At 50.1% G+C, this 17513-nt stretch carries 15 protein-coding genes; 10 read left to right on the forward strand and 5 right to left on the reverse strand.

Annotated features, from left to right (window positions below; translation table 11 throughout):
* Positions 1-376: 376 nt before the first annotated feature.
* Positions 377-850, reverse strand: coding sequence for a transcription elongation factor GreA (greA, locus tag ACFVTB_RS00005; protein ID WP_387743294.1), 474 nt, complete (start codon positions 848-850; stop codon positions 377-379).
* A gap of 149 nt (positions 851-999) precedes the next feature.
* Complete coding sequence (locus tag ACFVTB_RS00010; protein WP_387743297.1) at positions 1000-1416, reverse strand: VOC family protein; 417 nt, start codon at positions 1414-1416, stop codon at positions 1000-1002.
* Positions 1417-1643: 227 nt separating this feature from the next.
* On the opposite strand from ACFVTB_RS00010, the gene ACFVTB_RS00015 reads away from it, so the two are divergent.
* From ACFVTB_RS00015 to ybaK, 5 genes are all read left to right on the forward strand, one after another.
* Positions 1644-2060: a VOC family protein gene (locus tag ACFVTB_RS00015; protein ID WP_387743299.1), complete on the forward strand. Its 417-nt coding sequence runs from the start codon at positions 1644-1646 to the stop codon at positions 2058-2060.
* A gap of 62 nt (positions 2061-2122) precedes the next feature.
* Entirely contained in the window at positions 2123-3031 is a 909-nt protein-coding gene (locus ACFVTB_RS00020; protein ID WP_387743302.1) for a fumarylacetoacetate hydrolase family protein, read from the forward strand.
* Entirely contained in the window at positions 3028-4986 is a 1959-nt protein-coding gene (locus ACFVTB_RS00025) for a GTP-binding protein (protein ID WP_387743304.1), read from the forward strand. The genes ACFVTB_RS00020 and ACFVTB_RS00025 overlap by 4 nt, the downstream gene beginning before the upstream one ends.
* A gap of 480 nt (positions 4987-5466) precedes the next feature.
* The gene (locus ACFVTB_RS00030) at positions 5467-6888 is read left to right on the forward strand and encodes an NAD(P)-binding domain-containing protein (RefSeq protein ID WP_387743306.1); all 1422 of its coding nucleotides are present in this window, start codon (positions 5467-5469) and stop codon (positions 6886-6888) included.
* Between the two features lie 132 nt (positions 6889-7020).
* Positions 7021-7509: a Cys-tRNA(Pro) deacylase gene (ybaK, locus tag ACFVTB_RS00035; RefSeq protein WP_387743308.1), complete on the forward strand. Its 489-nt coding sequence runs from the start codon at positions 7021-7023 to the stop codon at positions 7507-7509.
* 57 nt (positions 7510-7566) lie between these two features.
* Here the strand turns inward: ybaK and ACFVTB_RS00040 are convergent, their stop codons facing one another.
* Complete coding sequence (locus ACFVTB_RS00040; RefSeq protein WP_387743311.1) at positions 7567-9009, reverse strand: DHA2 family efflux MFS transporter permease subunit; 1443 nt, start codon at positions 9007-9009, stop codon at positions 7567-7569.
* A 22-nt stretch (positions 9010-9031) separates the two neighbouring features.
* Entirely contained in the window at positions 9032-9631 is a 600-nt protein-coding gene (locus tag ACFVTB_RS00045) for a TetR/AcrR family transcriptional regulator (protein WP_387743314.1), read from the reverse strand.
* A 530-nt stretch (positions 9632-10161) separates the two neighbouring features.
* Between ACFVTB_RS00045 and ACFVTB_RS00050 the strand changes: the two genes are divergently transcribed.
* Positions 10162-11547 carry an MATE family efflux transporter gene (locus ACFVTB_RS00050; RefSeq protein WP_387743316.1) on the forward strand — a complete coding sequence of 462 codons (1386 nt, stop codon included), beginning with the start codon at positions 10162-10164 and terminating at the stop codon, positions 11545-11547.
* A 46-nt stretch (positions 11548-11593) separates the two neighbouring features.
* On the opposite strand, the gene ACFVTB_RS00055 is transcribed toward ACFVTB_RS00050, so the two are convergent.
* Positions 11594-12202: a TetR/AcrR family transcriptional regulator gene (locus ACFVTB_RS00055; RefSeq protein ID WP_387743319.1), complete on the reverse strand. Its 609-nt coding sequence runs from the start codon at positions 12200-12202 to the stop codon at positions 11594-11596.
* A gap of 273 nt (positions 12203-12475) precedes the next feature.
* On the opposite strand from ACFVTB_RS00055, the gene ACFVTB_RS00060 reads away from it, so the two are divergent.
* The 4 genes from ACFVTB_RS00060 (at position 12476) to ACFVTB_RS00075 (ending at position 17512) form a co-directional block, all read left to right on the forward strand.
* Positions 12476-13597, forward strand: a complete 1122-nt coding sequence (locus tag ACFVTB_RS00060) for an NAD(P)-dependent alcohol dehydrogenase (protein WP_387743321.1) — start codon at positions 12476-12478, stop codon at positions 13595-13597.
* Between the two features lie 239 nt (positions 13598-13836).
* On the forward strand, positions 13837-15276 hold the full coding sequence (locus tag ACFVTB_RS00065; RefSeq protein WP_387743324.1) for a hypothetical protein: 1440 nt from the start codon (positions 13837-13839) through the stop codon (positions 15274-15276).
* Positions 15277-15590: 314 nt separating this feature from the next.
* On the forward strand, positions 15591-16616 hold the full coding sequence (locus ACFVTB_RS00070) for an ABC transporter ATP-binding protein (protein ID WP_387743327.1): 1026 nt from the start codon (positions 15591-15593) through the stop codon (positions 16614-16616).
* Positions 16613-17512 carry a carbohydrate ABC transporter permease gene (locus ACFVTB_RS00075; RefSeq protein WP_387743330.1) on the forward strand — a complete coding sequence of 300 codons (900 nt, stop codon included), beginning with the start codon at positions 16613-16615 and terminating at the stop codon, positions 17510-17512. Before ACFVTB_RS00070 ends, ACFVTB_RS00075 begins: the two co-directional genes overlap by 4 nt.
* Position 17513 lies beyond the last annotated feature (1 nt).

The raw sequence follows: 17513 nt of genomic DNA on the forward strand, positions 1-17513 counted from the left end.
TACAGAGGAGAAAATGAGCCTGCGACCGTGCTGTAAGGCTCGAAAGCGCCTTACAGAGGAGAAAATGAGCCTGCGACCGTGCTGTAAGGCTCGAAGGAACCTTACAAAGGAGAAAATACATGCGAGAGAGGTGAATTTAGGGCCGGATATGCGTCTGTAAGACGGGTTTCCGTCTTACAGGAGTAGAGTTTGGCTACAACCGGATTCGCCGTCATTCTTCTATTAATTACATGACCCCATATTTATGTGTAAAACGGTATTACGAGTAGCACCAGGTTGCATAATGAGCGTGTCTACTTTCTTGACAGAGGTACACATGACCCCAATGTTTGAAAAAGGCGCAAATCCTAATGTGGATTTGCGCCTTTTTCAAACATTAAACGTTTTTAATTTCCAGCACTTCGTACCTGATTTCGCCGATCGGAGCGGCCACTTTGACAGTGTCTCCCGCTGTTTTGCCGAGCAGTGCGCTGCCTAGCGGGCTTTCATACGAAATTTTATTGTTGAACACGTCGGCTTCGGCTGGACCAACTAGCCTATATTCAATATGCTCGGACATTTCGATATCGTTCAACACGACAACGGACCCGATTTGCACTTTTGAATTGTCGGTGCTTTCAACGACTCTGGCTTTTTTCAGCATCCGTTCGATTTGAACGATACGCGTCTCCATGAACGCCTGGTCGTCCTTCGCCGAATGATATTCGCTGTTCTCCTTCAAATCGCCGTAGCTAATGGCGACCTTCAAACGTTGAGCCAGCTCAGCCCGCTTAACTGTCTTGAGCTCCTCAAGCTCCTCCTCGAGCTTATTCATGCCTTCTTGCGTCAAAATTACTTCTTCGTTTGCCATGCGATGCAGCTCCTAATTCGTAATAGCTTTTATTTTACACTAAAAAAACCATTTGTGCGATTGATCGAACGAAACTTGCGAAGCCGACCGGGCAATTGAAGGGCAATTTGTGACGATGGAGCAGCAATAACGGCAGCGCGGCGCTAGCTCTATTCTTCGTTAAAATTAAACTGCCAGCCGATGCCAAAACGGTCGGTCAGATTCCCATAACGCTTACTCCAGAATGTTTCCTGCGGTTCCATCCCGACTTCGCCGCCTTCCTTCAGCCGGTCAAACGTGTTGTTAAACGTTTGAAGATCGGTAAAGCCAAGCGATAGCGTAATGTTGTTTCCTTGCGAAAACTGCATGTTCGGGAGCACATCAGAAAACATGACGGTGCTGCCGTGAATATTAATCCTTGCATGCATAATCCAATCGCGAGCTTCTTCCGGCAAAGGATGGTTCGGGTCCTGCGGGACGTCTCCGAATGTGAGCAGATTATCGGGCTGTGTACCGAACACATCCGCGTAAAAAAGCACCGCTTCACGGGTATTTCCTTTAAAATTCAAATAAATGTCGATAGCCATTAATGTCACTCCTTCATCGTTTGGAATGGACAAGCGTTTTATCCATATTGTAGCATGGGTCGGCTATCGTGGAAATATACCTCATTCTTTACTCAGTTGCATTTATAAGCTTTCATGGAAAGAGCGGCTCCGGATGGCTTATACTGGTTGTAAGTCTAGTTGCAAGAGCTAATGAAGACAGCAAAGAAGACAGCATAGACAAGACCGTCCTACTAAGGGGGATAAGCATGAGGATTGAAAGACTGGATCATTTGGTGTTGACGGTAAAGAGCATCGACGAGTCCGTTCGTTTCTACGGCGATGTGCTCGGCATGGACATTCAGACATTCGGCCAAGGGCGCAAAGCGGCGAAGTTCGGGCTGCAAAAAATTAATTTTCAGGAAGTCGGCCACGAGATCGACCCGAAGGCTGACAAGCCAATGCCAGGCTCGGCAGATTTTTGCCTCATTGTGAACGATTCGCTGCAAGAGGTGCTGCGTCAGCTGAAGGAGCATTGCATCGAGCCGGTGCTCGGGCCGGTGGAACGGACAGGGGCGCTAGGGCCAATGCAATCGGTCTATATTCGCGATCCGGATGATAACTTGGTGGAGCTGTCTTCCTATGGGCCGCATGTGAGAATAACCAATAGGGATGAACTCAAATAAAAGTACTGGATTATTGAAATGGCTTGCCCAAATAAACGCAGTAACGGGAGGAAGAAACGACGATGAAGCTGGCAACGATAAAAACAGATTCGGGATACAGACTGTGCGTGGCGACGGACCGCGGCTTAATTGATATCGAAAAAGCGCTGGCGGTTAAGCCGGCAGACGGGACAGGCAGGGGCATCCCAACAGAAATGATGGAGCTGCTGAGAGGCGGAAAGGACGCGTTAAAGCGGTTGGATGCTTATGTGGCGTCATTGCCGACGGTAGCCGACCATCGTTACCTAGTAGCGGAAGAAACGGCGGAATGGGCGCCTTGCGTGCCCGCGCCGCAGAAGCTGATCTGCGTCGGATTGAACTATCGCAAGCATGCCGAAGAAACGAATGCAGCGATACCGGAATACCCGATATTGTTCAATAAGTTCAATAATGCGCTTGCCGGCCATTTGTCCGTTGTAACTATTCCTGCGACGACAAAAAAGCTGGATTACGAGGCGGAGCTTGCGATCGTTATCGGCGAAAAAGCGCAGCGCGTCTCGAAAAAGGATGCACTCGGCTATGTCGCCGGATACGCTGCAGCCAACGATCTCTCAGCCCGGGAGCTGCAAACACGCACCTCGCAGTGGCTGCTCGGCAAGAGCGGCGACGGCTTTTGCCCGCTCGGCCCGTATCTTGTTACTTCGGATGAGGTCGGTGACCCGAACCGCTTGTCTATACAAACGGAAGTGAACGGCGAGCTGCGGCAAAATTCCAATACATCCGATATGATTTTTCATTGCGACGAGATCGTCAGCTATCTGTCCCATCACATGACGCTTGAGTCGGGCGATGTTATTTTAACTGGCACGCCGGAAGGCGTCGTACTTGGCCTCCCGGAGGATAAGCAAGTGTATTTGCAGCCGGACGATGAAGTGAAGATTCGTATCGAGAAGCTAGGAACGCTGTCGAACCGCTTCACTGCGGCGCTATGATGGGGCATGCGCCGATTACGGTCGGCCTGCTGGCCCACGTCGACGCCGGTAAAACGACGTTTGCCGAGCAGCTGCTGTATCGGGCAAACAGTATCCGCAATCGAGGCAGAGTCGACCATAAAGACGCTTTTCTCGACATTCACGACCTGGAGAAGGCTCGCGGCATTACTATATTCGCCGATCAAGCCTCGATGCTCATAAATAACCGCACGTATGATTTGATTGATACGCCTGGGCACGTCGATTTTTCAGCGGAAATGGAGCGTTCCCTGCAAGCGATGGATTACGCCGTTGTTATTATTAGCGCGGCTGAGGGTATCGAAGGTCATACAGAGACGGTGTGGGAGCTGCTCAAAAAGCACTGTATTCCCGTTTTTTTCTTTATTAATAAAACGGATCGCGAAGGCGCGGACGCGGACGCCGTCCTAGCGCAAATTCGCAAGCAGCTGAGCCCTGATGCCGTACCCGCCGGAGGGACGGGCTATCCCGATGAGCTGCTGTCCGCTGCAGCGGAACGCGACGAAGAGCTGCTTGAGGCTTATTTGGACGGCAAAGCCGACGAGACATTGGCGCGTTTAACGATTAGCCGGCTCATAAAAGAGCGGCAATTATTCCCGGTCATGTCCGGTTCTGCTTTGCTCGATGTAGGAATTGCCGAATCGATGGAACGGCTGACCGAATGGACTTACGCTAGCCGCGATCAGGGGGCTCCATTTGCGGCTCGGGTCTATAAAATTAGGCACGACAAGCAGGGGACAAGAGTAACATTTATGAAAGCGACGCAAGGAACGCTGCGCGTGCGGGATGAGATCGTATATGAAGATCGAAACGGTGAACAACGGCGGGATAAGGTGACGTCAATTCGTCTTTATAGCGGCGACAAGTATACGTCGGCAGATCAAGCAGAGGCAGGAAAGCTGTTCGCGGTGACCGGCTTGACTTCGGCGGAAGCGGGCTTCGCTGTCGGCGAAGGCGGCGTGCACGCGCAATACGAGCTTATGCCTGTGCTGCAGTCGAAAGTGCTGTATGACCGGTCGATCCCTGACCGTGAAGCGCTGCGCCGCTTTCAACTGCTGGATGCGGAAGATCCGTCGCTTGCCGTTTCGTGGAACGAAGCGCTCCAAGAGCTGCACGTTCACGTTATGGGAACGATCCAGCTGGAAGTGTTGGAGCAGGTATTGGCAGACCGTTTCGATATGGCTGTCTCATTTGGGACGCCGGAAGTGCTGTATAAAGAAACGATCGATAATTCCGTTTTCGGCTACGGGCATTTCGAGCCGCTCGGCCACTTGGCGGAGGTGCATCTTCTGCTTGAGCCGGGACCACGGGGGGGCGGGCTGACTTTCATGAATCGCTGCCATCCGAACGATTTGGCGAGCGGCTTCCAGAATGCGATCGGCCAATATTTGACCGAAAAGGACCATCACGGCCTGTTGACTGGCTCGCCGGTCACCGATCTGAAGGTAACGTTATTAACGGGAAAGTCGCATAACATGCACACAAGCGGCGGCGATTTCCGCGAAGCGGCGCTGCGCGCGCTCAGGCAAGGACTAGAGAAAGCGGATAATGTGCTGCTTGAGCCGGTGTATGCGGTGAAAATAAAAGCGAGCCTCGATCATATCGGCAAAATTATGTCCGATATTCAACAAGCGAGCGGCGTGTTCGATCCGCCGGAGACGGACGGCGACCAGACGATGATTACGGCGGCCGTACCAGTGTCGACGTTCCTCAACTACGGTTTGGAATTTGCCGCCTTTACGCGCGGGAAGGGCAGTCTTTCGCTGCGGCCGGGAGGCTACAAGCGCTGCCATCAGACAGATAAAGTCATTGCGGATAAAGGTTACAATAAGGATGCCGATCCGGAATACACGTCGACCTCGATCTTTTGCGCCAAAGGCAAAGGATTCAGCATTCCTTGGCAAGAGGTAGAAAGCTATTTGAGCATTAAGGTGTAGCGAATATTACTATACATCATTCGAAATAGGCTGTTTAAGGGCACCCAGGTGCGGAGGCACAAATGGATGCTCTTAAACAGCGGTTGTTAATGTCCGATGAAATTCGTCCGGATTCATGAATTGCCCAAAAAGGCTGTCTCAGTGAGTAATCATTTTCCTGAGCAGCCTTTTTTAATTTCAGGTTTGCCTGAAATTGCGGCTTAACTTTTTACCACGCCATGAAATCTCCGTCAATATCACCAGACAACTAGGCCACTTGATTCAACTAGAAACGGTGTAAAGGTGAGGCGTGTCTGCTGCTTTTATCGTAACCATGAACAATTAGATCCGTAATCGTTAGGCATGACAAACAAAATAACTGAATCCGCCTTCATCCGTTCAAACGGTCCAGCTAAGATGGAAGTAAGTAATGTTATATAGTCTGACATCCAAGCGAATCGAACCGTTTATAATCTCCTATTGCTGAAAGGTATGAGGACGATGAGCATAGAAGCGTTGAACGATAGGGTGAAAACGGATTTGTCCTACTTGGCTTACGGCGGCGCCAACTGGGTGTTCCCCCGCGCCCATACCGAAGGCCGCGTATACGATACGGTCGTCGTAGGAGGCGGGCAGAGCGGACTCGCCATTGCTTTCGGACTGATGAAGGAAAGAATTTCGAACATTCTTGTTATCGACGAGAATAAGGAAGGACTAGAAGGACCTTGGGTGACGTACGCCCGGATGGTGACGCTGCGGACGCCAAAGCATTTGACCTCCATCGATCTCGGCATTCCTTCGCTTACGTATCGGTCCTGGTGGGAGGCGCAATTCGGTCCCGAGGGCTGGGAGCGAGTCGATAAAATTAACCGAGGCGACTGGATGAGCTATTTGCGCTGGTATCGCAGCGTGCTGGGCCTGCCTGTTTGCAACGGAACAAGACTAAGACTGATCGAACCGGTCGAACAAGGGCTTTACCGGCTTCATTTGGACGGCGAGGGTTCGTCCTCTGAGACGGTGCTCGCCCGGAAAGTGGTGCTGGCGACGGGGATTCAGGGTGGCGGGGAATGGCATGTACCGCCGATGATAGCCGATCGGCTGCCGTCCTCGCTTTATGCGCATGCGTCGAAGGACATTGACTTTGGATCGCTGAAAGGGAAGCGTGTCGCCGTTTTGGGCGGGGGAGCATCGGCGTTCGACAATGCGAATTACGCGCTGTCCGAAGGAGTGGCGGAAGCGCATGTTTTCGTTAGGCGAAAGGAGATGCCACGCATTAACCCGATTCGGCAAATGGAAGCGTCCGGCATGATTGAGCGGTATCCGTCGCTTCCCGATGGCGACAAATATGCGGCGATGGTACACTTCTTCAAGCATAATCAACCGCCGACCAACGATACGTTCGAGCGGGCTTCCTCATGGTCCGGCTTTCGCTTGCATATTGGATCGCCATGGTTAAACGTGGCACAAGCGGACGATGGGAGCGTCGAAGTCGTGACGGCGCAAGGGACACAAAACTTCGATTTTATCATCGTCAGCACGGGGCTGCTGACCGATCCGTCGCTGCGTCCCGAGCTGAAGCTGGTGGAGCGGCATATCGCGAGGTGGGGCGATCGGTATGCCGCCCCTGAAAGCATCGCCAGCGATATTTTAGATGCGCACCCTTACTTAACCCCGGGATTCGCCTTCACAGCTCGCGATGAAGAAGGCGCATCGCTGTTACATGGCCTATTCAGCTTTAACTACTCGGCGCTTATCAGCTGCGGCATATCGGCATCGGCCTTATCCGGCATGCGTTGCGGAGTTCCGAAAATCGTAGCGGCGATTGCCGATCAGCTATTTTTGGACGACAAAGAGAACGTATTGGGCGATTATTTTGCCTATCGTGATCAAGAATTTACAGGCATGTGGCCAAAGGCCGAATAAACGGGGGTTTTCGGGAACGGCATGATTACTGCATCCTTAATTTGCGTCCGCGATAGCGTTCCTCTCCATCTCCTGTTATCCTTGTAGCAGTGCAAAAGATCAAGGGATGAAGGATTGGAGATGGAAGGCCGGATGGCTGAAACGAAAACGAATGCGATGCGGATGCTGGAGCGGGCGAAGGTGCCATACCGCATTCATCATTACGATAACGAGGACGGACAAATTCACGGCGAGGCCGTTGCAGTGAAAATCGGCAAACAACCGAATCAGGTGTTCAAGACGCTTGTCGCACATCAAGGCGCAAGTTTGTATGTATTTGTCATTCCGGTAGCGGAGGAGCTTGATTTGAAAAACGCGGCAAGAGCGGCAGGGGCGAAAAAGATAGAGATGCTGCCGGTCAAGGAGCTGCTGCAATCGACTGGCTATGTGCGCGGCGGATGCTCTCCGATCGGGATGAAAAAGCTATATCCCACCTTTATCGACAGCAGCGCGGAGGCGCAGGATACAATTGCGGTCAGTGCGGGGAAAATCGGCTGCCAAATGGAGCTCGCGCCGGGGCAGTTGGCTGCGCAAACGAAGGCGCGATTCACGCCGTTGATTAAAACTCATGCAGCGGAATAATAACGCGCTCTCTAAAGAGAAAGGAGTCCATGCCGCGAGGCATGGACTCCTTTCTCTTTATTTCTTATTGACCACGACGCGCTTGATGAAAAAGGCGACGATGAAGCCGATTAAGGCGGTAATAGCGCCAAACATAAAGGCATTTTGCACGCCCGCGGTTAATCCTTCAATCGGGTTCGGGTTGGCGGACGTTTTCATATAATGTTCAGTACCGGCGGACATGATACTCACCGCAATGGCGGTGCCGATTGCACCGGCCATCTGCTGTAGCGTATTCATAATCGCAGTGCCGTCCGGATAAAATTGCGGCGGCAGCTGATTAAGACCATTCGTTTGAGCCGGCATCATAATCATCGATAAGCCGATAAACAACGTGGAGTGAAGCACGATAATAAGGAACGACGCCGATGCCGGCGTAATGCCGGAGAAGAACCAGAGCGCCGCGGCTGCAATGAGAAAGCCAGGGATAACGAGCCACTTCGGTCCGTATTTATCGAACAGGCGTCCCATAATCGGCGACATAATTCCGTTGATGATGCCGCCAGGAAGCATGAGAAGTCCGGCTTCGAACGCCGACATGCCGAATCCATTTTGTAAATAAATGGGGAGCACGAGCATCGACGATAAAATAATCATCATCGTAATAAAGACGGAAAGCAGTCCGATCGAGAACATCGGATACTTGAAGGCGCGCAGGTTGATCATCGGCCTCTCCATTCTAAATTGACGAATGGAGAACAGAATCAACGCGGCAACACCGATGACAATCGAGATCACTACCTTAGGGCTTGTCCAGCCGCCTTCTCCTTCGCCGGCGCTGCTAAAGCCGAAGACGATGCCGCCAAAACCAATTGTTGAAAGAAGTATAGACATAAGGTCGATGGGCGGCTTCGTAATCGTCGAGACGTTCTTCATGAACAAAATGCCGCAAAGCAAGGCGATGACGAGAAACGGCAGCGACAACCAGAATATCCAATGCCAGCTTAGCTGTTGGATAAGAAGACCGGCAATCGTTGGGCCTACGGCCGGTGCGAACATAATGACGAGACCGATGATCCCCATGGCGGATCCGCGCTTCTCAGGCGGAAAGATAACCAAAATGGTATTGAACATGAGCGGAAGCATCAAGCCGGTGCCGATCGCTTGGATGACGCGCGCAATGAGGAGCATTTCAAAGTTCGGCGACAGCGCCGCCGTCAGCGTGCCGATAATAGAAAAGATGGCTGACGCTATAAACAGCTGCCTCGTCGTGAACCATTGGAGCAGCAGCCCGGATACAGGCACCAGTATACCAAGCGTAAGTAAATAACCGGTCGTCAGCCACTGTGCGGTGGCTGGCGTAATTTGCAAAATATCCATCAATTTTGTAAGCGCAACGTTGAGCGACGTTTCGTTAAACATCCCGATAAAACCGCTGATCATTAGCGCCAACATGATCGGCACGACTTTATAGGTTTGGCCGGTTTGTGCCGGACCTGCGGAAGATGCTTGTGCTTGCATGTCTTGTTCTGCCTCCGATAAACTAGTTGTTTTGTTGCTTGTGGGTTGCAAGCAAATGATCGATCAGTAATTTAGAATGCTTGGAGGCGTTCAAGAACGGCTTCGGATCGCGATAGATTAAAGCGATATGAAGCGCGCCTTCCGTTAGAGAAAGGACGGTAAGCGCCGCTTCTTCGGCAGCAGAATCGGGCAGTCCAGCTTTCCGAAGCTGCTCGGATAGGAAGAAGTGCCAACGGTTGACGACGTTCTGGCAAGCTTCCTGCAGTTGATTGCTGACTCCTGAGGCCTCTACGGCGACCCAGGACCCGACAGGGAAGAAGCAATCAAAGCCGGAAGCTTCCGCTTCGTCGACCATCGTGGCGATGAACGTTTCCACCGCTATACCCGGATTGTCCGTTTGCTTGAATATCGCTTCCCATTTCTCTGCAACTAGCTGGTGTGTATGTTCAATACAAGCCAGTGCCAATTGTTCCTTCCCCTCCGGAAAATAATAATACAAGGAGCCTTTCGGGCAAGAGCTATCTTTAATTATCTGACTTAAGCCCGTTCCGTGGTAGCCTTGCTTATGAAACAATTGGGCTGCGCAGTGAATGATGGCGTCTCGCGTTCGATTTTGCCGCATTCGTGAACACCTCTTCGATTATAATTATAGCAATCGGTCTATATAATTAATAACAAAGTAATCGATTGAAAGTCAAGCTTCTTTTTCGTCTATTTTTTGTTTCCGATTGCGAGCCTGTCATTGTTAGAATCTGCAAATGATCCATATTCACCTCCTTATAATTGGAATATAATCAGAGTGGATATATGTTCTAAGGCATTATTTCAATATGCTCGGGCCATGGTATACGATACGAACACGGAAGAAGGCAAGAGACAGGCAACAAAGTTAAACCTCAAACAGTATCCCGTTTACCTCTTATTTAATGAGAAAGAATTGGTAGCAAAGAAAAGTACGCTGGATGAGCTTTTGGCTGAAATCGTTATTGACCAGGAGGCACTCCAACCATAGAATTACCCGTCCGGCAGCTAGGGCATTTTCCTTTAACCAGTATTTACCTCGTTTTGTTGACAGAAAGCCATTAGAGTAGTATCCTCCAAACTGACAAGTATGAACGGAACTCTACTACGATGAAAAGAATGTGATGGCGGATGCTGCTTCGGTTTAAGGCATGGACGGAAGCCTGTCTAAATAAATATTTTACGGGCGAAACGATGGATTATCGGCAAATATTCGCTCTCTACTTTCCTATTCTGATCGACCAGTTGTTTATCGTCGGGCTGAATTTGGTCAATACGGCAATGATAAGCTCTTCGGGAGTGGCGGCGGTCAGTGCCGTCAATATGGTCGATTCATTGAACGTCTTTCTCATTAACGTATTCGTCGCTGTAGCGACCGGCGGGACAGTCGTCGTTGCGCAGTACAAGGGAAGCGGGAACGGGCTGATGGTTTCGCGGGCAACGAGCAGCAGCATAGCCGCCGTTTCGCTGCTCGCTTTAGTCATTGGCATGCTCATTATTTCATTCCATCATCCACTGCTGCAAATACTGTTTGGCTCGGCGTCGGGGGAGGTAATGAGCAGCGCAAAGGTCTATTTGATCGGCAGCGGCATTTCCTTTGTCGGCTTGGCGGTCGTACAAGCGATCTGCGGTGCTCTTCGGGGAGTAGGGAAAAGCCGGGCGTCGCTGGCGCTCTCGCTCATTATGAATTTGTTGTACGTGTTATTGAATATCCTTTTTGTTGCGATGCTGAATATGGGCGTCATGGGGATGACGATCGCGATCAATATCGCCCGATTCGCAGGCGCTGCTTGCGCGCTCTATTATTTGTTCCGCATGGACCATACGCTTCATATCCGGTTACGAGAGCTGTTCCACGTGCCGTTCTCCATGCTGCGAAAAATTATGTTTATCGGTCTGCCGTTTGCCGCTGAGCAAATGTTTTTTAACGGCGGCAAGCTGCTCACCCAAGTCTTTATCGTCAGCCTGGGCACTTACGCGATCGCGACGAATGCCATTGCAAATACGCTGGCCGGTTTCTTTCAAGTGCCGGCAGCGGCGTTGTCGCTTACGATCGTTACTGTAGTCGGCCAATGCATCGGCCGCGGTCACGTAGACGACGCGAAGAAGTTTATTCGATCTTTTCTGTGGCTGGGCTCTATACTGTTGCTGCTGAGCGGTCTAATCTTCTTCCCGTTTTTCCAGCCGCTGGTCGGATTGTTTAATCCTCCGGCCGAAATTGTCGACGATATATTTGCGCTGCTTCTCTTGACGGCGATATGCCAAGTCGCGCTATGGCCGGTAAGCTTTGTATTGCCGTCGGCGCTTCGGGCGGCAGGCGATTCGAAATTCACTTCGATTTCCTCGATGCTCAGCATGTGGCTGTTCCGCGTCATTCTCGGCTACTTGCTAGCCATTCCGTTTGGAATGGGCATTATGGGCGTCTTCATCGCCATGAACTGTGAATGGGGCATAAGAGGCCTTATCTTTCTGTGGCGCTTCCGAGGAAAGAAATGGTACAAGCATAAGCTTATATAAGGAAAAAGAACGGCCCTCCGCAGAAGGAGGCCGTTCTTTTTTGCGTTCAAACGCGATGTTTAAATACGAGAGCCGTAACGGGGTACGCATAAAAAGTCGTTAACTGTTCGCACATATAGTCCGCGGAATATTTGAAGTTTCCTCTCACCCAGTATTTAATCACGCCCAGCGTCGAATTGCTTTCGTAGCTGACCATCATCTCGTAATCCGTGTCCGAGTTGCCATTCGCCCGTTCAATGTAGATATCTTCGGTGAACAATTGCCGGTACATTGATTCTAATCGCTCGTATAAATTGGGCATCTCGTTAATGAGATCAAGCGCTTTAAACAATTTTTTATTTTTTTCGATATGGTCAAATATTAATTTCGTTGACGGAACAACACCGTCCAGCGCTACTCTGCGAACTTGCTTATAAGGCTCCGTGAGCGCTTGTTTATTTCCGACGATAGCGTCAATGAACAACGCTTCCAACAGCTCGTTTTTATCCTTGAAATGGGTATAGAACGTTCCGCGATTCAAATCCGCTTTGCCGGCAATTTCACTTACTGTAATATTATCGATTGTGCCATTTTCTAATATAAGATCGATCAGAGCCTGTTTGAGCAGCGTTATGGTTTGATGCTGACTCTTCTGGCGGCGTGAACTGTAATTCAACAATCTCGCTCCTTTTGTTTGGATTTTGGCATCGTTTGCACAAATGCCGTCGAATTGTCGATGGTTCAACACATTCGCTTCCGCTGTCGATTGAATAAGCTGACATTTAATTTTATTATAAGCAAGAAAACGTTTTTATCAATTGCACAGGCCTAATTAAACACAAACCGTCCGCGGTCTTGTGTGCATTCCTCGCGAGAAAAAGGCTGTGGCGTAATGCCGAAACTGATCATTTCGGGTGTCACTCATTATCCATAGAGAGAGGGATCGGATATGAAAATTAAAGCAGCTGTCGTTAATGAACAGAAAGCTCCTTATGTGATAGAAGAACTAACGCTTGGTCAAATGCGCGATGACGAAATTTTAGTTAAAATGGTTGCCTCCGGCATATGTCACTCCGACGATGTCGTACGCAGAGGCGATACGCCGCTGCAATTCCCGATTGTCCTCGGCCATGAAGGCTCAGGCATTGTGGAAAGAGTAGGCCAAGCCGTGCAAGGCTTCGAGCCCGGCGATCATGTTGTTCTCTCATTCGATTATTGCGGACATTGTAAAAACTGCCTGACGGGTGTTCCCGCGTCATGCGTCGAGTGGAATAACTTGAACATGAGAGGTACCCGCGAGGATGAATCGTACTTTTTCCATCGGGAAGACGGCACTCCGGTTAATTTTTACTTTAGCCAATCCTCATTCAGCACGTATACGCTGGCGCGTGAACGCAATCTGACCAAGGTGAAGAAAAGCGTCGATTTGCGTCTAGTCGGTCCGCTTGGCTGCGGATTCTTGACTGGCAGCGGCACGATTCTGAACGGTCTGAAGCCTGAACCAGGCTCCAGCGTAGCCGTATTCGGCACCGGAGCGGTCGGTCTTGCGGCGATGATGGCGGCCAAAATTTCCGGCTGCACGAAAATTATCGGTATCGATATTCATGACAGCCGCCTTGAAACGGCAAAACAGCTAGGGGCGACGCATGTCATTAACAGCAAAACACAGGATGTGCAATCGGAAATCAATAAACTGACAGACGGCAACGGCGTCAACTACACCGTAGATACGACAGGCGTGCCGCAAGTAATTCGGACATCCATCGAAGTGCTGGCCAGCGGCGGTGTAGCTGCACCAGTTGGTGCTTCCAAAAATCCTGTAGAAATTTATACGTTTAACGACTTGGCTGGAGTTAACCGTTCGATCAAAGGCGTTCTGATGGGCAACAGCATTCCGCAGTTGTCGATCCCGCAGCTGATTGAGTTTTTCGAAGCTGGCGCATTCTCATTTGATCAATTGGTGAAATATTATAAATTCGAAAATATTAACGACGCGTCGAGCGATTCTCTGTCGGGTGCTGTCATTAAACCCATTTTGATTATTGACGAAGAGTATGCTCCTGGCAATTAATCGCAAAGATTGTTGAATACATGTATAAAATCAGCGCAAGCTTTCAGGGTATCACCACACTGAAGCTTGCGCTTTTTGCTTTAACAGCGGTTTCATTAAACCGGACCGCTATTTTCTAGCCGGTTTGTTTGCTGCTTGTTTTGCAACATTTTTCCACCTTTGGATCGTCTAGTGTATACTTTCATACAAACAAAATACCTAGATATCAATAAACAAGCGGAGAGGTGGAGAGGAGTTAGATGCGTCCAATCCTATTCATTGCGATTATGGCGATATTGCTGGCAGGATGCAGCGAAACGGACGGAAGGGTGCCGGAAAGCCGTGACTCCGTAACTGCGGCACCGATTGAAGCGTCTGGGATGCTGGCTAATGGCTTGGAATCTCCGGGCGGTACGCCGGGTGCGGCGATCCAATTGAGGGAGACGGCTGCTCCATTGCCCGAAGAGACGCCGTATTTGTATATCCAGCGGCTGGAGACAGACGATGGCGGGGACAAGGTTGTCCAAGTTAGGGCAAACGCCGACATGGATCGGAATTCGGTCGAACAGGCCATTAATAAAAGTTTGGTCAAAAGCAAAGAGGAGCAGCTGAACTACAATCTGGATTGGATTTCTTCGACTTTCCTGCAAATCCGGTTTCACCTTGTATCGGAGGATAAAATCTTTTCGTTCGCTTTCGATTTAGACGACGCGAAGACGGTTTCGGGCGGTTATTTCAGCAACGACGACAATCCGCAGCGAAATCAGGTGACGGTTCAATACGAAGGCATAGAGCCCAGATTAACGTTGAAAAAATGGCCGAAGGGCGAGAGCAAGTTCGTTCCGGCGTGGCGCACCGGCTGGATCAAGCCGATTCGTTCAGCCGACAAGAACACGATCGATTCTTATCTTTTTTACGACAAGGAAGAGCATCAACTGTATAAACCCGCAAACGGTGAAGTGTTAAAACTCCGCTCGCCGGCGGAGCCGCCTGCAGGGTACGACAACGATTACGGCTATAAAGATATGTTCTCGGACCGGTTTTACAACGGTTACACTTACATGGTGAGCGGAAATAAAACATTATACAAAGCAAACACGACAGGGCGTCAGGCGCTGAGCAAGCTTCGTTCCTTCAAGAGGCCGGTCTATGGCATGTCGTCGTCCCCAGATGGCAAGAAAATTGCCGTGTTGATGGCGAGCGACGAGTATTTGGGACCGGATGCCGATCTTATCGTTCTGAACGATAAAGGACAAACGATATTCAGTCGCTCGAGAGCTGTCTACCTGAGCCATAGCGACGGCTTTTTGTTTATGTATCCGATCGAATGGCAGGACAATCGGCGAATTATTTTGCCTGCGGGAACTGGTCCGGACAATCCACTGGGCAAGCTGGTATTTGATCTGACGAACAAGAGCAGCGTTCCTTTAAAAGACGAACGAGTAACCAAGCAAATGATTGCCGATCTGTTCGCTCATGAGAAAATGAAGGAAGGCTACGAAGATTACTACCTGATTGCCGGGGCACAATGGTCGCCGGACTCCCGTTATGCCGCCTACCAGACGAGCGGGAAGAGGATTTGGGTGTATGACCGAAAAGACCGCTCGATCACGTTTGCCGGAGCGGGTACGCTGCTCGGGTGGCTGCCTGACAACGAGCTGTTGTGGGCGAGCGGCAAGGAGCTTGTTTATACGTATTAAATAGGGCTGTGTCCACACTTTATGCTGCTAGGTTTGCGTTTTTCTACGACCTCTTCTCGGTATTTTACCGGGAAGAGGTCGTTTCGTTTTTCTGAAACCATGCGAGATTATAGAACAAAGTGGATTGCCTTAAGCGGGTATAAGTAGACTTCACTTGTTTTTCTGCGCATATGGAAAGAATCGGTATATTCATACTTGCATTTGTCCGATATAATACGATTTGGCAGGAAAAAAGTAACTTTTATGCCTATCAAAAAAATAGTTTAATACATAAAGGTAAGGGGCCTGGAGGTGCAGAACAGCTGGAGCTTCAATTGACGGACTTGACCGTATCCTACGGGGGAGATCCCGCCATCGAGGGATTGACCGCAACGATCCCTAGCGGATCGTTTGTATCTTTGCTCGGGCCAAGCGGTTGCGGAAAGAGCACTACACTGCTGGCGATTGCGGGTTTGGTTGATTTATCAGGCGGCGAAATTCGATTTGACGACGAGCTTGTCAATGCGAAAAAGACGGAAAAGCGCAATGTCGGCATGGTCTTTCAACAGTACTCGCTTTATCCGCATATGACGGTCTATGAAAATATCGGATTTCCTTTGTCAGCGAGAAAAGGAACGAAAGCGGAGAAAGCAAAACAAATCAAATCGGTCGCTGAAATGCTGCGCATCGAGCATTTGTTGGAGCGCAAGCCGCGGCAGCTATCAGGAGGACAGCAGCAGCGAGCGGCTATTGCGAGAGCGCTCGTCAAACAGCCGGACGTCTTGCTGATGGACGAGCCTTTTTCGAGTATAGACAGCCAGTTGCGTTTCGAATTGCGGGACGAGCTGCGCCGTATTCAGCGAGAATCAGGTATTACGACGCTTTTCGTTACGCATGATCAAGAAGAAGCGCTTAGCCTATCCGATTCGATTATGGTGATGTCGGGCGGCAGATTGCTTCAATATGGCAAGCCCAACAATTTATACGATTGCCCGCAATGTGTAGAGACAGCTATGCTGCTCGGTCATCCTCCCATCAATTTATTGATGGCAGAGGAGGCATTCGTCGTCGGAGTTCGTCCAGAGGATTGGATGATGACAACACGAGATGAAGCTTTGATCTCGGGTGAAGTCAGATCAGTCCAGTTATCGGGCAGAGACTTACTGGTAAAGATTAATGGTCCTGGCGAATCGACAATCAACTGGGTGTGCGCTAAAGATACGGACGTAATCGTGGGACAAACTGTTCAGCTTGGTGCTATAAAGGAAAAGCGGCATCCGTTTGACCGCAAGTCTGGACTTAGACTGGAGAGCTTGCCAAGTTGGTCAGGCATACTTGCAGCTTTCGAGGGACGACGATGAACGGGAAACCGACTTGGAGCAGTACATTGCATGCGTTGCTTTATTTGCTTCCAGCCGCTATTGTTATTGGTTTGTTTTGTATTTATCCGGTCTATTATACGTTCGACGAAAGCTTAAACGTGAACGGCGAATTCATCTACGGAGCTGAAGCCGAGCGCGGTATCGGCAATTATAAAATCGTATGGAGCGATCCGCTGTTCCACGCTGCAATGAAAAATACGTTGATAGTGATTGCGGGTGTCGTGCCCGTTTCGCTTCTACTTGCGTTAGTCATTGCCAGCGGTCTGCGGGCGCGAATTCATTTGAAGCGCTACGTCCAGTCCGCCTATTTTCTTCCTCTTGTTACCTCTGTGGTTGCCGCCTCTCTGGCTTGGCGGTGGCTGTATCATACGGAATACGGATTGATAAATACGGGACTGAGTCGTATCGGATTGCCGGCCGTCTCATGGCTGACTTCTTCCGAATGGGCTCTTCCTGCGCTTATTCTATTTATCATTTGGAGAAGTCTCGGTTATAACGTCCTCTTGTTATGGATCGGGCTGCAAAGCATTCCATCCGAATTCGAGAGAGCGGCCCGCGCAGACGGGGTGACGGTTTGGTCTCGCTGGACCAAGGTAACATTGCCTTTACTTGCGCCTACGCTATTATTTTGTGTCGTCAATGCGATCGTACATGCCGGAAAAACGTTCGACGAAGCTTATGCTTTATTTGGCGGCGGTTCGGGACCGATGGACAGCGCGATGACGGTCATGTTTTATGTGTATGAGAAATTTTATGGACAGTCGAATTACGGCATCGCATCAGCCGCCGCTTACATCCTTTTTGCGGTCATGTTCAGCATGTCGCTTTGGCAGTTCTGGCTGTTTCGCAAACGAATGGGCAGGAACTTTTACTGAG

This window comes from Paenibacillus sp. NPDC058071 (assembly GCF_042885235.1).
Classification (GTDB): domain Bacteria; phylum Bacillota; class Bacilli; order Paenibacillales; family Paenibacillaceae; genus Pristimantibacillus.

Excerpts from the sequence above, each read along its gene's own strand:
- ACFVTB_RS00065 (WP_387743324.1), top strand. The coding sequence starts at position 13,837 with ATGCGTCCAATCCTATTCATTGCGATTATGGCGATATTGCTGGCAGGA.
- ACFVTB_RS00030 (WP_387743306.1), top strand. The coding sequence starts at position 5,467 with ATGAGCATAGAAGCGTTGAACGATAGGGTGAAAACGGATTTGTCCTAC.
- ACFVTB_RS00040 (WP_387743311.1), bottom strand. The coding sequence starts at position 9,009 with ATGCAAGCACAAGCATCTTCCGCAGGTCCGGCACAAACCGGCCAAACC.
- ACFVTB_RS00060 (WP_387743321.1), top strand. The coding sequence starts at position 12,476 with ATGAAAATTAAAGCAGCTGTCGTTAATGAACAGAAAGCTCCTTATGTG.
- ACFVTB_RS00015 (WP_387743299.1), top strand. The coding sequence starts at position 1,644 with ATGAGGATTGAAAGACTGGATCATTTGGTGTTGACGGTAAAGAGCATC.
- ybaK (WP_387743308.1), top strand. The coding sequence starts at position 7,021 with ATGGCTGAAACGAAAACGAATGCGATGCGGATGCTGGAGCGGGCGAAG.
- greA (WP_387743294.1), bottom strand. The coding sequence starts at position 850 with ATGGCAAACGAAGAAGTAATTTTGACGCAAGAAGGCATGAATAAGCTC.
- ACFVTB_RS00045 (WP_387743314.1), bottom strand. The coding sequence starts at position 9,631 with ATGCGGCAAAATCGAACGCGAGACGCCATCATTCACTGCGCAGCCCAA.
- ACFVTB_RS00020 (WP_387743302.1), top strand. The coding sequence starts at position 2,123 with ATGAAGCTGGCAACGATAAAAACAGATTCGGGATACAGACTGTGCGTG.
- ACFVTB_RS00050 (WP_387743316.1), top strand. The coding sequence starts at position 10,162 with ATGCTGCTTCGGTTTAAGGCATGGACGGAAGCCTGTCTAAATAAATAT.
- ACFVTB_RS00025 (WP_387743304.1), top strand. The coding sequence starts at position 3,028 with ATGATGGGGCATGCGCCGATTACGGTCGGCCTGCTGGCCCACGTCGAC.
- ACFVTB_RS00075 (WP_387743330.1), top strand. The coding sequence starts at position 16,613 with ATGAACGGGAAACCGACTTGGAGCAGTACATTGCATGCGTTGCTTTAT.
- ACFVTB_RS00010 (WP_387743297.1), bottom strand. The coding sequence starts at position 1,416 with ATGGCTATCGACATTTATTTGAATTTTAAAGGAAATACCCGTGAAGCG.